A 14,762-nucleotide genomic window follows, 5' to 3' on the forward strand; every position below is an offset into this window, starting at 1 on the left:
TCCAAAGACGACATGCCCGCCGGAGATGGCGCCGGCGGGCGTGGAAGCCATTTCAAGTCTGCATCTTGGAGTCGGCTTATGGCAGCGTTCCACCGACATAGCCATTACCAGCCTCTGGGTGTCTAACATCGCGCACGACGAAAACCACATCGTCACCCGACTTCAGAGAGTTAACCACGGCTTTATAGCTGGCGTCGTCAGTGACGGCGTGCCGGTTGATCTCAGTCACGATCTCGCCGCGACCCAGGTTGATCTCGTCTGCGAACGAGCCAGGACGAACGGTGGTAACCGTGACGCCGCCTTTCACTCCCAGCTTGCTCGCGATCTGGGGTGTAATGGCCTGCACCTTGATCCCAAGCTTGTTTTCACCAGCATCGGACTCGGTGGGCGGCGCGGCTTGATCCGCCGCACTGGTCAGGTCGGTGTAGAGCTTGGTGCGGTCGACGATACCCACGTCGATGGTAAGCCGTTTGCCGTCACGCTGGACGCCCAGCTTGACGGTCGTGCCGGGACGCCGCGCCGAGACGATTGCCACCAACTCATCGCCATTCTTCACGGTCTGGCCGTCTACTGAAACGATGACATCCTGGGGCTGGATTCCAGCCTTCGCCGAGGGCCCGTCGGGAACCACGCTTGACACGAGCACGCCGCCCGAAGCCGAGCCGTACATCCGAGTCACCGCGGAGGACTGCACGCTCTGGAACTGGATGCCGATCGATCCGCGCGTCACCTTGTGATCTGGACTGATCAGCATGTTATACACGCCGATCACGATGTTCGATGGCATGGCGAAGCCGACGCCCTCCGAGCCCATCGACTGGGTGTAAATGGCCGTGTTGACGCCAATGACCTCGCCCGCCATGTTCACGAGCGGGCCACCCGAGTTGCCGGGATTGATGGCGGCGTCGGTCTGAACGAACTTCTGGAACTGCGACTGCGAAACGCCAGTCTCGCTGGCCTCGTCGATGGACCGGTTCTTGGCCGAGACGATGCCGGCAGATACTGTCTGCGAGAGGCCGAACGGGCTTCCGATGGCGAGAACCCAGTCCCCCACCTGAGCCGCGTCCGAATTGCCCAGCTTCACCGTCGGTAGCGGGGTTTTGGTGTCGATCTTGATGACGGCGATGTCGGTGTCGGGGTCGACGCCGACCACCGTGGCAGGGCGGCCAGGATCGCCGGGAATGTCGCTGTCGGGATCGCTGGCCAGCTTCACATAGATATGATCGGCCTTGTCCACGACGTGGTTGTTGGTGATGATGTAGCCGCGAGGATCGACGATAAAGCCCGAACCCAGGGCACGCCGGGGGCCACTATCCGGGCTGCTGTCTTCACCGCCGCCGTTCCCACCGCCGCCAAAGAAGCGGTTGAGGAAGTCCTGCATGTCATTGCCGTTGCCAGCGCTTCCACTGTCGTCATTATTGTTGTTGGGCTGGCCGCGGTGGGCGTGGGGATTCGCCGACTTCTTGGGCAGCGACTCGGTGTTGATGTTCACCACCGCCGGCCCCACCTGCTTCACGATCGACGAGAACCCGTTGGAAAGCTGTACCGGGTTCGGAATCGTCAACGGACGGGCGTCGGTCGAGTCGACCTTCTGGCCACTCGCGCTCACGCGGCCGGTCAATGCGGAGCCCGCGAGGATGCCGACGGTCAGTGCAGACAGCACGGCAAACGTCGTGCTGAGGCGGCCGGAACGGATGTGGCCGAGAAGACGGCCGGGCAGATTCTTCGACGACTGCTGCGATTCCATAGCTTCGTTCATTCCTCGGGTGCGGGAGCTGGCCCGGCACCGGTGCTTCAAGCCTGGGATGACGGATCTGGCGCTACTGACAATAAACACATTGCCTTGCGCTTAGGTAGACGCGTCTGGTGGGGAAAAGATGCGACCGAACTGACGGCCCATGGTTTCCCGTGGGCTTCCACGGCGAGTTGCCGTGCGTTACGTCGTGCTAGCCCCACACAATTAGGATACAAGGGTTTGGAGCTAAGGATTGGCTGCGAAGTTGGCCTGTTCCGGATGCATCTTTGGACCGAGTTGGGCCAAGAGGATCCCCGCGAGGATGAGCCCGGCCCCGAGGAGCGACCGCGGGCCCAACCGCTCGCCCAGAAAGAGCAACGAGGCGAGCCAGGCAAATACCGGTTCCAGCGTGAGGATCAGCGCGGTATGCGTCGCAGGCAGGCGCTGTTGCGCGTAGCTCTGCACCGTGAAGGCGACCGCCGTTCCCAGCAGTGCGGTGATGGCGAGGGCCGCGATAACGGTCGCGTTCAGGTGCAGCACTGGCCGGCCGCCCAGCGGCAGCGTTACGAGCATGGCCAGCGCGCAGAATCCCACCTGCAGCGTACCCAGCGTCCGGGCACCCACTTTTGTCGCAGCCCGCGCGAGAGTCAGCAGATGGAAGGCGAAGGCCACCGCGCAGCCCAACGTCAGCCACTCGCCCAGGCCCAGCCCGCGCACGACATCCGCCCCCGAACCGGCCGGGATCGTCAGCATCGCAAGTCCCAGGAACGCGAGGCCTGCTCCGGCAAAAGCCGCCCATCCGGGTTTGGGATCACCATTGTGCGCGATACCCGGCACGGCACTGAGCAGGGGGACCAACACCACGACGAGTCCGGTGATGAATCCAGACTTCGACGGCGTCGTGTACTTCAGTCCGACGGTCTGGAACTGATAGCCGAGCGTCATCAACAAACCTGCTGCAAGGCCATAAGCCAGCGCGGGCCGGCCTGCGCGACGAAACAGGCCACGTAAGCTCGCATGGTTGATTGCAGCCAGCACCAGCGCTGCCAAGGCCATACGCGTAAGGTTGAACGCCAACGGGGTGGCGTACGCCAGAGCTGCCTTTACGACCGGAAACGTAGCGCCCCACACCAGCACGACGCCGACCAGCAGCAGATGGGCGGTCAGTTCATGCGAGCGGCCAGAGCGGCTGGTCTCAGAGCTCAATGCGCGACTCCGGCACCCTGCGGAGCGACCGACTGCGACGCGATATAAACCGTGTTGCCGCCCACCACCGTCCGCAGCACCCTCGTATGCAGGATCTCCTGGAGCGATGCCTTGGTAAGGTCGTGATCGAGGACAACCATGTCGGCAAGGAAGCCCGGCTCAAACCTTCCCTTCGTCTTGTCGCGGAACTCCGCATAGGCCGAAGCCTGCGTGTACGCGTAGATCGCCTGCTGGATCGTGAGGCGCTCCTGCGGCTCGAAGGTCTGCGTCCCCGCCTCGTTCTGACGTGTGATTGCCGAGTACAGCCCTCGCATGGGATCGATAGATTCGACAGGGTAGTCCGTGCCGAAAGCGAGCGTCACACCATGGTCCAGAAAGCTCTTCCACGCATAGGCATACTTCACCCGTTCCGGCCCCAGTCGCTGTCCGGCCCACGCCATATCCGTCAGTAAATGCGACGGCTGCATGGAGGCGATGACACCTAGATCGTGGAAGCGCTGGAAGGCATCTGGCAGCACCACCTGCGCGTGCTCGATGCGGAAGCGGAAGTCGCGAGGCGTGGGCGGAGCCAGAGCCCTGGTCACAACTTCCGCGTCGGGGTTCTTTGGCAATGGCGGTGTGTTCGCAGGCGCACCAGCCTGCTCGGCCGCCGCGAAGGCATCCAGGGCCATCTCATTGGCCCGGTCCCCGATCGCGTGGAAGCCCAGCTGGAAGCCTTGCGCCGCACGTTCCGCCGCCAGCGCGTTGAGCTTGTCCTGCTCGTAGCGTGGGATGCCTCCGTTGTTTGCCTCATCCGTGTATGGAGCGGCGAGCGCCGCGGTCCTCGATCCCAGCGAACCATCCATGAAGGCTTTCAGCTGCGTGAGATGCAGCAGGGGATCGTTCGAGTCATGGCTCGCGCGCCGTTGCTCCAACGCGCCCAGTGGTGTGTCGAAGGCCATCCACTCCGCGAAGCGCAGCGGTAGCTTGTGCTCCTTCTCCATCGCCTCCAGCACCAGCCAGTCGTCCCAGTCGGAGAAATCCTGCACCGAGGTGACTCCGTGCGATAGAGCGTCTTCGATCGCAAGCTCCAAGGCTTTGCGACGCGTGGCAAAGTCCGGTGGAGGGATCTTCGCCTCGACTGCCGCTCGTGCTGGGCCCTCACGCAGAATTCCCGTCGGATGGCCTTGTGCATCGCGATCAATCTTGCCACCCTTAGGATCAGGGGTGCTGTCGTCGATGCCGGCGATCCTCAATGCCACGGTATTTACTACGGCGATGTGGCCGTCCGTGCGCTCGAGGTATGCAGGATGGTCGCCGGTGACCGCATCAAGATCTTGACGCGTGGGGAGCGTCTTAGACGCCCACGTAGTGTGGTCCCAGCCGCCACCCCGCACCCACACCCCAGGCGCAAGATGAGCGACATAGGTACGAATCTTGTCTTGCATTGCCGCCAGTGACGGAACGTTATCGAGATCTACGGTTAGCTTCTGCTGTCCTGCGCCGGCCATGTGCGTGTGGGCATCGTTGAAACCCGGCATGGCGAAGGCGCCTTGCAGGTCGATCACCTTCGTGTTCGGCCCCTTGTGCGCGAGCACATGCTCATCGCTACCTGCAGCGAGAACCTCGCCGGCAAAGACGGCAAGACCGCTCACCCGCGCTGGAACTACCGAGCGATCGTCCTCGCGCAGATGGGCGCCGGTAAGCATATTGCCGTGTACGAAGATGACGTCGGCCTGCGGGCCAGACTGTGCGAGGCCGCTGGAAGTTAAAGCGAATGCAGCCGCCACGGTCGCCACGGAGAACAGGGAATAGGTCTTCACAGGAAGACAGTGTACCGGCCGCCCGGAGCGGACGGGCAGCCGGTACAAGCCATAAGGCCTTATTGCTGCGTCAGCTCTGTCTGCTTGGACATCTGCGCCGTGCGTTCCAGCTTGTCCCAGTTGAAGGGCTTCCCATCGATTGCGCGCTTCATCGTCTTCAACAGCACCCAGGAGAACAGTTGGCGGTACGTGAATCGCTGTACCCAGATGTGTACCAGCAGCCAGCCGTCACCGCGGCTCGCGGGATGCTTGCGCTCCAGAGCAAACGCCAGCGCAGAAGCGGTGAAGTCGATCAGCATGAACGCGCCGAAGAACGTTAGCAGCTTCACAAGATCCGCGTTCGAGGCAGCCTCGGGATGAAAGTGCTTGTCGATGAAGTAGTGCACGATGCCCGCCACGAACATCAGGTCGATCAGCGGCGAGACCAGCGGCAGGATGATCTGGAAGATGACAATGTTGGGCAGTGCGAACAGCCCCATCGCGCGGCGATTGCGGATGGCCGCACGGTGCTTCCATACCGCCTGCAGGATTCCGAACGACCAGCGGAATCGCTGCCGCGCGAGCTGATTCGCCGTGACCGGCGCCTCAGTGAATGCCAGCGCCTGATCCTCATAGATCACTGCATACTTCTGCTCCAGCAGATTCATGGTGAGGTCGGCATCCTCGGCGACCGTGTCGGGGTGGTAGCAGCCGCCGGCTTTCACGGCTGCGGTGCGCCAGGCTCCAATCGCTCCTGGCACCACCATCACCACGTCGAAGAGATCGAGCGCGCGGCGTTCGAAGTTCTGGCTCGTGATGTACTCGAGTGCTTGCCAGCGGGTCCACAGGTTCACCCGGTTGCCCACTTTGGCGTTGCCCGCGACCGCGCCAATGTTGGGGTTTGCGAAATGGCAGACGAGGCGGCTGATCGCATCGTGCGCGATGACGCCATCGGCATCGATGCCGACGTACACCTCTTCGTCGACGAAGCCGAGGGCGTAGTTCAACGCCTCGGCCTTGCCGCCGTTCGGCTTGGTCAGCAGCGTAACCTTGCCTTCGGCAATCTCCTTCGCATAGGTGGTGGCTACGATCTCGGAGGTGGCATCCTTGGAGCCATCGTCGATAACGAGGATGCGGATGTTCTTGTAGTTCGACATCATCACCGAGCGCACCGTGCGTGCGATGACCTTCTCTTCGTTATAGGCGGGGATCAGCACTGCAACCCGCGGTTGGTAATCCGGGGTCGAGAAGTCCTTGCGCTTGCGGAACCGGTCGATGATGGCGCACAGGCCGATGATCACCAGCCGCATGCTCATCAGCAGGTCTCCAACGAAGAAGACATCGATGACGAAGTGGTTGAAGAAGCCGATGAAGAAGAACGCAACCGAGTCGATGGCTGCCTGGTACCGCTGGTGCGGCTTGAGCGGAGGCATCACCTCATCGCGCGTTTTGCCGATGAGTTCAGAGACCGGAACAATCTCGTACCCATGTGAGCGCAGCGCCTGGATCAGCACTGGCAACGCAGCTACAGTGGCGGAGCGATCGCCGCCGCCGTCATGCATCAGCAGGATCGATCCACGTGTCCAGGGTTTCTGGTCGAATACGCTGATCTGCTGAAATACCGAATCGACGATTTCCTGCGGACTCTTCTTTGGGTGCTCGTTCCAGTCGTCCGTGTCAATCTTGTCGCCGACGATGACATAGCCGAGCAGGTTTTCAATGCGATCGACCGGCGCCGCCTGGTCGTTGGTATCGGGCTCCTGGTCAATGGAGTACGGGGGCCGGAAGTACACCGGATTGACCCCTAACTTCGCCGCGAAGAGACGCTCGGTGATGTTGAGCTGCAGATCCACCTGACGGTCGGAGATTTCGCTGATGTCCGGGTGCGTGAAGGTGTGGTTGCCAATCTCATGGCCTTCGCGGAACACGCGCTGCATCACGCTGACGTGATCCTCGGCCTCCTCGCCGATCATGAAGAACGTGCCCTTCACGTTGTACTGCTTCAGGATGTCGAGGATCTTGGGTGTCCAGGTTGGATCCGGACCGTCGTCGAAGGTGATGGCGATCTTCTTCGGATGGTAGCCATACTGCGTCAGCGTGTACGGCAGCGGGTAGGAATCCATCTTCTCCGAAACCACACTGAGGTACGGCTGAGGAATCGTCGCGTCATCGTCCATCACAATCGTGCGATGGCCGTTGCGAGGGCGTCCGGTTACACGCAGGATGTCGCCGTCGCCCTCGGTGTCCACGTCGAGTCCCGGTGAGATGTCAGCGAGGTCCTTGCTGGGGTCCGCCTTCAGGGGCTTATCCCAGATGTGCCACAGGGTTTCGTCTTCTGATCCGAGTCGCCAGAGTGCGAACGTTTCGAGCCCAAGCGCGCGGGCCACGCGCATCTGGTTCAACGCGGTAACAGCATCGAGGAACCATACCTCGTGCCGGATGTGCGCGTCTTCGTCGTCATAGGCGAAGTGCGGATTCAGCGAAGCGTCGTCGAGCTCAATCTGCGCCTCGGAGTCGGAGGCAGCCTGCCAGGCGTCCTGCGGCGTCAGCATGGACGCGCCCAGCGGCGTAGGCTTCTCAGCGGGCGCGGGCTTGCGGCGCTTGTGTTTGGGATCGACCGGTGGCGGCAGGTGCATCTGGCTCGTCCAGTCGTAGCCATAGCTGCCGATGGAGCAGATCAGCTTCTCGCGCGGCACAATCTTCATCGCCGACTTGAGGTTGCTCTCGAACCAATCTTGCCCAGCGATCGCGCCAGCATCCGTGCCGTACTGGTGCTGGCCGTAATTCATCAGCACGACGCCGTCCGCATTGGCCGAAAGCAGCGCGAGGTTGTAGTCCGCGTCCTCGACCGGAACGGTGACGTAGAGCCGCAGATTGCGTTGGTGAAAGTCCGCGTAGAGCGCCTGCACCAGCGCATTAAAGCCCGGTTGAGCCTCAGCAGGGATGTCCTGAAATCCGAGCGTAAGGCCACGGTAGAGCGTGTTGGTCTTCAGAAACGCATCGATTTGGCTGATGAAGGTCGCGCGGGCGTTGGGATCGTTGAGAAAGGCTCCCAGCGACGACTCGAAGTTCCCGGTGGAAAAGTTGTAGTTGTTCACCAGGGGGAAGATTTCGGTGTCTTCCTTCGCCCCCAGGATCGTTTTTGCAACCTTATTCTCGCGATCCACGCCGTGCACGCCGGCACTGTCCACCACGGCGAACGGCACATTGTCCGAGTTGTAGGCAGTCAGCGTTCCATCGCTCGAGAGGACATGCAGCCACTCGGGGAAAAGAAGATCGATCTGCCGGACGTGCGCCTTCAGCGACGCATAGCTGGCCGGATCCGCGTCGGTGTAAAAGGCGGCTCTCAATCCCTCGCCCGCATTCAGAACGACGTCGGAAGGCTTGAGATCGCTCTTGCGGTGCGCGCTATGGTTCAGCTTCTCGTTGCGCCGCACTTCAGGCGCCGGCGGGGTGTAGATTGCGCGGTACTTCTTGGTCGCAGAGCGAAGATCCAGCCCCTGCAACGGCCTCGTGCGCAAAACGCCAATGACAAACAGGACTCCCAGCACTGAGAGAAACAGCGCGAAGGCATCGAACACTTTCCGCAGACGCTTCCAGCGCTTGCGTTGCGGATCGTAAAAGACTTGCTTGTTCATTCAGAGGAATTATCTCAGGCGGCGGGTCGGTTCCCTTGAGTTGTTGATGGCATTGGAACCGCTTCGACCAACGGCCAGTATGATGCAGGGGAATGAGCGCGGGGTTACAACGGCGATTTCCGGTGGTGTCGGTGGTTTGCGCCTTGCTGGCCGGGCTGGGAGTGCGAGCCGCCTTCTTGCACTGGCGCCCTGAGGTCAGCGGCGACACGCTAGTCTACAGCGAGATCGCGCAGAACGTCCTCAAGTATCATCTCTACGGCCGGACCAACGGCACGCTCCATGCGACGTGGATCCGCCTCCCTGGCTATCCACTCTTCCTTGCCGGTTGCTTCTTGCTCTTCGACATGGAGAGTGACAACCCGGTCCTGTGGGTCAATGTCGTCCTGGACCTTCTCACGTGCCTGCTGATTGGAGCGCTCGCTCAGCGGCTGGGAGGGAGGCGTGTTGGCTTGATCGCGTTGTGGCTGGCGGCGCTATGTCCGTTTACGGCGAACTACTGTGCCGCGGCACTGACCGAGACCCCAAGCCTGCTCTGCGTGGCGCTGGCGTTCTATGGTTTGGCCCGATACCTGGCTGTGGACCCTCAGGATCGTCGCGCCGCCTATCTATGGGCGGCTATCGTTGGCGCGGCGTTATCTTTCGCAGTTCTTCTTCGGCCGGAGCAGGGTTTATTGAGCGCAGCGGTCGTGCCGGCCATGCTCTGGGCGGGATGGCGTTCGCGGATCGAACAGACAGGGTCAGGCTTCCGGCGAGCTTTGCGAACTGCAGGCCCGGCCGTGCTGGCCTGCATGATCGTTGCGCTTCCATTGCTGGCCTGGGGCGTGCGAAACGACCTCGTCATGGGCCGATTCCAGCCTCTGGCGCCGAAATCGGCCACCGATCCCGGCGAGCCGGTGCCAACGGGTTTCAACCACTGGTATCGGACCTGGGGCATCGACTTCAAATCGACGTATGACATCTATTGGAACTACGACGGTGCGCCTCTGGCGTTCCGCGATGTGCCGCCTCGCGCGATGGACGACGCACAGCAGCGCGCGCAGACGGAACAGGCATTCGCCGACTACAACACCGTTCAGTTCGCCCGTCCGCAGTTCGAGGCACAGTTCGAACGCATCGCCGAGGAGCGCGAGCACGCCCATCCGGTGCGGTCGTTTCTCCTGCTTCCCATGGCCCGTGTCGCCAACATGTGGCTGCGCCCTCGCACGGAGCTGATGAGTGTTCCGCTGAACTGGTGGGCGTGGCGCGCCCATCCTAAAGCGTCTGCTCTTGAAGCGGGCTACGCGTTGCTGAATCTCGCCTTCCTGGTATTGGCCGCAGGCGGCATCTGGTCGCAGAGGCGCGACATGGAGCCTGTCCGCTGGGCCATGCTGGGCTTCCTCCTGCTGCGTTCGGCGTTGTTGCTAACGCTGGACAACTCCGAGCCACGCTACACGCTGGAGTGCTTTCCTGTGCTAATCGTCTTCGCTGCGCTGGCCCTACGCGGAAGATTAGCGAAGGTTTCGCCCGACGCTGGTGTTTAGTGCGCCACCGTCTTCGTGCTCTTGTCGGTCTTCATCGCAAAAGCGCCCATATCGATCTTGGAGTTCATCTTGATGTTCGAATACGTGGCCGTGCGGTAGTCGCCTTCGGGCATATGGAATATCTGCTTCAACGAGACGCCGCGGGTGAGGTCGATCCATAGCGTGACCTTGTCGAAGTTGGCTGCGACCTTCGGGTCCTTCGGGATCAGTTCCAGCTTCTCGGTCTTCACGCCGTCGATGGTCTCGGGGCCGTCGTCGGTCACGTTCCAGTTAGCGACGAGGTCTTTGCCGCTTCCACCGAAGCCCAGCGTCAGGAAGCTGTCGGTCTGGCTTCCCGTGGCTTTGAACTCCTCGATCTGGTTTTGGGCAGGGTAGTAAACCTTCAGTACATTGTTCGAGAACTGGATCACCTGCGGCTTCGCGCTCGATCCCTGCTCGCTGAAGACCGCGCCCATGCTGGTCTGGCCTCCCTTGCGCGCAACATAGATTGCCCCGTTCTCCACGGTCGAGACGGAGTGAATCACCTTCGCGTAGAACTCCTGGTGCACATCCGCCCGCACGCTTTGGAAGCTGGCGCTGGCCTTGTCCATCTGGGCGAGGACGCTCTGGAGCTGACCCTGGGCGTGGGCTGCGGATGACATCGTCACAGCAAACAAAGTGCAGACAATCGAACGAAGACGCATGATCAGACTTGCTCCTTGCGCGCAGATGACAGGCTGCGCGTACCCGGGCCCCGAAGGTGAAGCCCGCTGAGAGTTAGATGGCGTTTTCAGGAAAATGTCGTCCTGAGTTATGGCGACCGAGAAGCTCTAGCTGGGCGACCGAAGGACTGTAGCGTCGTAAGCGACCAGCATCCCGTGGGTATTGAGGACAGGCTGATAGCCCGTAAGCGTGACAGGAGCGCCGGCGAGGGGCTGGATCACACGGAGAAGCTCGGCACGGATTGCCGCATCATCGGTTGCATGGTGAAGGGCCTCTTTGCGAACCTCGTAGACAAATTTTGCCTGCGATCCTTCCACCCCTGCCGGGCGCACGAGAACTTCATTGGTGGCGAAGAGTGTGTCCGGCGCGGGCTTGTCCTTGTAGTCGATGAAGCGCGGCGTGATGAAGATAAACGCCAGAATCAGCGTCACCATCACGTCGTAGTGGAAGCTGCCACGCGGGTAGGTCCAGAAGATGTAGCGCTTGATCAGCCCCATTACGCTGTGCCTCCACGCTTTCGGCCGAAGGTCTCCGGCTCGATGACTGTCTGGCCGCCCATGTACGGCACCAGCGCCTCCGGCACCATTACCGAGCCATCTGCCTGCTGGTAGTTCTCAAGGATTGCGAGATACGTGCGGCCCACCGCCAGTCCGCTGCCGTTGAGCGTATGCACCAGCTCGGCCTTCTTGGCTCCCGCGGGGCGATAGCGGATATTCGCGCGCCTCGCCTGGAAGGCCTCGAAGTTCGAGCACGAGCTGATCTCGCGGTACGTGTTCTGCCCAGGCAGCCACACCTCAAGGTCATACGTCTTGGCGGATGCGAAGCCCATGTCACCGGTGCACAACAACATGCGGCGGTAGGGAAGTCCCAGCCGCTCGAGCACCGACTCCGCGTGAGTGGTCAGCTTCTCATGCTCGTCGTAGCTGGTTTCCGGCGTGGCGAACTTTACCAGCTCGACCTTCTGAAACTGATGCTGACGGACCATGCCGCGGACATCCTTGCCGTAGCTGCCGGCCTCGCTGCGGAAGCACGAAGTGTACGCACAGAAGCTGATCGGACCGTTGCTCAGGTCGATTGTCTCGTCGCGGAAGAGATTGGTGACGGGCACTTCTGCCGTGGGGATCATCCACAAATTGCGTTGATAAGAAAGCACCCCACGAGGCACGGTTAGTTGGAACCAATCGGCAGACTCCAGTTCAATTACGACTCCGAGTGGCGCAATTTCCTTGACAATAAAAGTGCCGTTTTGTCCTTGTGCGAAGACCCTCTCGCCAATTTGGGGAAGATGATTTCTATCCTGCTCGAAGCTATCCGTTGGGATCTTGAATAGATCTTCTTCAAACTTCGGTAGTTGCCCTGTGCCAAACAGAGAGTCAGAGTTGACCATTACCGGCGGCATCACCTCGGCATAGCCATTCTCGCGGGTGTGCAGGTCGAGCATGAAGTTTGCAAGCGCACGCTCTAGCCGCGCTCCAGCGCCGAATTGCACCACGAACCGAGAACCGGAGATCTTGGCCGCACGCTCGAAGTCCAGGATGCCAAGTGCCTCGCCGAGAGCAATGTGATCCTTGGGCTCGAAGTCGAACTTTCTCGGCTCGCCCCACGTCTTTTCGATCTTGTTTTCGTGCTCGCTGGAGCCGACAGGAACGCTGTCGCTGGGCAGGTTGGGGATCGCCTCCAGGAGCGTGCGCATCTTGGCATCCGCGGCGTTGGCCGCAGCCTCCAGCGACTCCAGCTTGTCCTTGAGCGACGCCGTCTCCAGGGAGATCGCAGCAACGTCCTTGCCTTCACGCTTCAGCTGCCCGAACTGCTGCGAAAGTGCGTTGCGCTGGGCCTTAACTGTCTCGGACTCGGTGATGGCCGCGCGGCGCTCGCGGTCGAACGCCGCGAAGCCCGCCAGCAGATCAGGGTCGGTGCCGCGCTGGCGCAGCTTTTCTTCCACAAGCGGGAGGTTCGCCCGCACAAAGGCTAAATCGAGCATACGAAATTATTCTAGCTTGGGTGAAAGCTCTGGCTACAGAACCGCCAGAGATAGCTGTGTAGTTTCATCGAGGAACTGCCAATGCGTCTGCCTTACGTCGTCGCGATCGCGAGCGTCGTCTTTGTGTGCTTCGTCGCCGTCCCGCCAAGTCATTCACAGAGTCCGATACAGTCGTCGGCTTCTCCCTCAGGCGCGGCGCCCATTCGCGCAGTGATGGCCATCAAGGCAATCACTGCCGATCCGGTGCTGCACGACTACTGGAATGGCCTTCGTCTAAGCCTGCTCAAGAGCTGGGAACCATTGCTCTCGAAAGCGGTCAACCCGGCGACGAACAGAAGCGGCGATTCCACCATTCGCGTCACCGTCCATTCGGACGGCGAGATTCGGTCGATGATACTGATCTCGTCATCGCACGACGATGATCTCAACCGCTCCTGCTGGGGCGCCATCACGAGCCTTGGCCAGCTTCCGGCGCTCCCCGGAACTTTTAGCGGTACGGAGGCGACCTTCGAGGTTCGATTCACATTGAACGAGCCCGATGCCACGCCGCACCGATGACTGTACAGTGCCCATCACCTGCCGCATACAATGAGACATGTGATGAGTGAATCGAAAGACCTGAAAGCAGTGAAGCGCGCCCTCCTCTCCGTTACCGACAAGACCGGCCTCGTGGAGTTTGCCGCGACCCTTGCCAGGCATGGCGTAGAGCTGGTCTCGACCGGCGGAACGGCAAAGGCCCTGCGCGACGCCGGCTTGAGCGTGCAGGACATCTCGGAGCTGACGGGCTTTCCCGAGATGCTCGATGGCCGCGTGAAGACGCTGCACCCGAAGGTCCACGGCGGCCTTCTGCACCGCCGCAGCGACCCGGCCCACGTGGCCGCGGTCAATGAACACCAGATCCTGCCCATCGACATGGTCGTCGTCAATCTCTACGCCTTCGAGCAGACGGCAGCGAAGCCCGGCGTCAAGTTCGAGGAACTGATCGAGAACATCGACATCGGCGGTCCGTCGATGCTGCGTTCGGCGGCCAAGAACTTCGAGGACGTGGCCGTGGTGCCCGACCCGAAGGACTACGCTGACCTAGCCGCCGAACTGGACGCGAACTCGGGCTCCTTGAGCGCTGCGACGCGCTGGAAGCTTGCCCGCAAAGCCTTTGCGACGACCGCGGCCTATGATTCTGCCATCGCCACCACGCTGGACAGCTTGCCAGCCGATCCCGGCAGCATTGAAAAGACCGCCGACCTGCCCTCGACCCTTCGCATCGTGGCCCCGCGCAAGAGTTCGCTGCGTTACGGCGAAAATCCTCATCAGGCAGCCGCGCTCTACAGCGACGGGACGGCCCTGGGAATCGCGAATGCGATGCAGTTGCAGGGCAAGGAGCTCAGCTACAACAATCTTGTCGATCTCGATGCGTGCTGGGCGCTGGCTTCGGAGTTCGAGGCGACGGCGGTCGCGATCATCAAGCACACCAACCCGTGCGGCGTGGGGCAGGGAACCACCGTTGCGGAAGCCTACGCCCGTGCGCTCGAGGCGGATCCAGTCTCGGCCTTTGGTGGCGTGATCGGCGTGAATCGCATCGTGGACGGCGCAGCGGCTACGGAAATGGTCAAGCTGTTCGTCGAGGCCATTGTCGCCCCGGGCTTCACAGACGAAGCGAAAGCAGCCTTTGCCGCCAAGAAGAACCTCCGTCTCCTGGAGCTAAAGCCTGCCCCAATCGCCGACCGCATCAAGCAGATTTCAGGCGGTTTCCTCGTTCAAAACGAGGATTTCCACCCCGTGACGGCTGCAGACGTGAAGATTGTCACCGAGCGTCACCCGACCAAAGACGAGCTTGAGGCGATGCTATTCGCTTGGAAGGTTTGCAAGCACGTGAAGTCCAACGCCATCGTCTACGCTCGTCTGAAGGATGGCTTCGGCCAGTCGGTGGGTATCGGTGCGGGTCAGATGAGTCGCGTGGATGCCGCCCGTTTCGGCGCGATGAAGGCTGCGCTGCCTCTGGAGGGCACGGTCGCCGCGTCGGACGCCTTCTTCCCGTTCCCCGACGGTCTCGAGACCGTTGCGAACGCTGGGGCAACGGCGGTGATCCAGCCTGGAGGCTCGGTCCGAGACGCGGAGGTGATCGAGGCGGCGAACAAGCTCGGTGTGGCGATGGTGCTCACGGGCGTGCGCCACTTCCGCCACGGCTGAGTCCATGTGCCC

The 14,762-nt window shown here is 61.5% G+C and carries 10 protein-coding genes; 3 read left to right on the forward strand and 7 right to left on the reverse strand.

The features are described from left to right. Positions 1 to 76 precede the first annotated feature (76 nt). From AC5E6W_RS10850 to AC5E6W_RS10865, 4 genes are all read right to left on the reverse strand, one after another. Positions 77 to 1,747, reverse strand: coding sequence for a trypsin-like peptidase domain-containing protein (locus tag AC5E6W_RS10850; protein WP_491752309.1), 1,671 nt, complete (start codon positions 1,745 to 1,747; stop codon positions 77 to 79). 234 nt (positions 1,748 to 1,981) lie between these two features. Then, entirely contained in the window at positions 1,982 to 2,941 is a 960-nt protein-coding gene (locus AC5E6W_RS10855) for a DMT family transporter (RefSeq protein WP_491752310.1), read from the reverse strand. After that, positions 2,938 to 4,743 (reverse strand): amidohydrolase, encoded by a 1,806-nt coding sequence (locus AC5E6W_RS10860; protein WP_491752311.1) that lies wholly within the window; start codon positions 4,741 to 4,743, stop codon positions 2,938 to 2,940. The genes AC5E6W_RS10855 and AC5E6W_RS10860 overlap by 4 nt, the downstream gene beginning before the upstream one ends. A 59-nt stretch (positions 4,744 to 4,802) precedes the next feature. Next, positions 4,803 to 8,360: a trifunctional glycoside hydrolase family 18/polysaccharide deacetylase/glycosyltransferase family 2 protein gene (locus tag AC5E6W_RS10865; protein ID WP_491752312.1), complete on the reverse strand. Its 3,558-nt coding sequence runs from the start codon at positions 8,358 to 8,360 to the stop codon at positions 4,803 to 4,805. Positions 8,361 to 8,452: 92 nt separating this feature from the next. On the opposite strand from AC5E6W_RS10865, the gene AC5E6W_RS10870 reads away from it, so the two are divergent. Then, complete coding sequence (locus AC5E6W_RS10870; RefSeq protein ID WP_491752313.1) at positions 8,453 to 9,880, forward strand: glycosyltransferase family 39 protein; 1,428 nt, start codon at positions 8,453 to 8,455, stop codon at positions 9,878 to 9,880. On the opposite strand, the gene AC5E6W_RS10875 is transcribed toward AC5E6W_RS10870, so the two are convergent. The 3 genes from AC5E6W_RS10875 to serS form a co-directional block, all read right to left on the reverse strand. Beyond that, positions 9,877 to 10,563: a LolA family protein gene (locus AC5E6W_RS10875; protein WP_491752314.1), complete on the reverse strand. Its 687-nt coding sequence runs from the start codon at positions 10,561 to 10,563 to the stop codon at positions 9,877 to 9,879. The two genes, AC5E6W_RS10870 and AC5E6W_RS10875, sit on opposite strands and share 4 nt — an antisense overlap. Positions 10,564 to 10,689: 126 nt before the next feature. Further along, complete coding sequence (locus AC5E6W_RS10880; RefSeq protein ID WP_491752315.1) at positions 10,690 to 11,079, reverse strand: hypothetical protein; 390 nt, start codon at positions 11,077 to 11,079, stop codon at positions 10,690 to 10,692. After that, positions 11,079 to 12,563, reverse strand: coding sequence for a serine--tRNA ligase (gene serS / locus AC5E6W_RS10885; protein WP_491752316.1), 1,485 nt, complete (start codon positions 12,561 to 12,563; stop codon positions 11,079 to 11,081). The genes AC5E6W_RS10880 and serS overlap by 1 nt, the downstream gene beginning before the upstream one ends. 81 nt (positions 12,564 to 12,644) lie before the next feature. Here serS and AC5E6W_RS10890 point away from each other — a divergent pair, with 81 nt between their 5' ends. Both AC5E6W_RS10890 and purH read left to right on the forward strand, forming a co-directional pair. After that, positions 12,645 to 13,121 (forward strand): energy transducer TonB family protein, encoded by a 477-nt coding sequence (locus AC5E6W_RS10890; RefSeq protein WP_491752317.1) that lies wholly within the window; start codon positions 12,645 to 12,647, stop codon positions 13,119 to 13,121. 42 nt (positions 13,122 to 13,163) lie between these two features. Then, a complete protein-coding gene (gene purH, locus AC5E6W_RS10895; RefSeq protein ID WP_491752318.1) occupies positions 13,164 to 14,750 on the forward strand; it encodes a bifunctional phosphoribosylaminoimidazolecarboxamide formyltransferase/IMP cyclohydrolase in 1,587 nt (528 codons plus the stop codon). Positions 14,751 to 14,762 lie beyond the last annotated feature (12 nt).

The organism is Bryocella sp. (assembly GCF_058498515.1).

Excerpts from the sequence above, each read along its gene's own strand:
- AC5E6W_RS10870 (WP_491752313.1), top strand. The coding sequence starts at position 8,453 with ATGAGCGCGGGGTTACAACGGCGATTTCCGGTGGTGTCGGTGGTTTGC.
- AC5E6W_RS10865 (WP_491752312.1), bottom strand. The coding sequence starts at position 8,360 with ATGAACAAGCAAGTCTTTTACGATCCGCAACGCAAGCGCTGGAAGCGT.
- AC5E6W_RS10890 (WP_491752317.1), top strand. The coding sequence starts at position 12,645 with ATGCGTCTGCCTTACGTCGTCGCGATCGCGAGCGTCGTCTTTGTGTGC.
- serS (WP_491752316.1), bottom strand. The coding sequence starts at position 12,563 with ATGCTCGATTTAGCCTTTGTGCGGGCGAACCTCCCGCTTGTGGAAGAA.
- AC5E6W_RS10875 (WP_491752314.1), bottom strand. The coding sequence starts at position 10,563 with ATGCGTCTTCGTTCGATTGTCTGCACTTTGTTTGCTGTGACGATGTCA.
- AC5E6W_RS10880 (WP_491752315.1), bottom strand. The coding sequence starts at position 11,079 with ATGGGGCTGATCAAGCGCTACATCTTCTGGACCTACCCGCGTGGCAGC.
- purH (WP_491752318.1), top strand. The coding sequence starts at position 13,164 with ATGAGTGAATCGAAAGACCTGAAAGCAGTGAAGCGCGCCCTCCTCTCC.
- AC5E6W_RS10850 (WP_491752309.1), bottom strand. The coding sequence starts at position 1,747 with ATGGAATCGCAGCAGTCGTCGAAGAATCTGCCCGGCCGTCTTCTCGGC.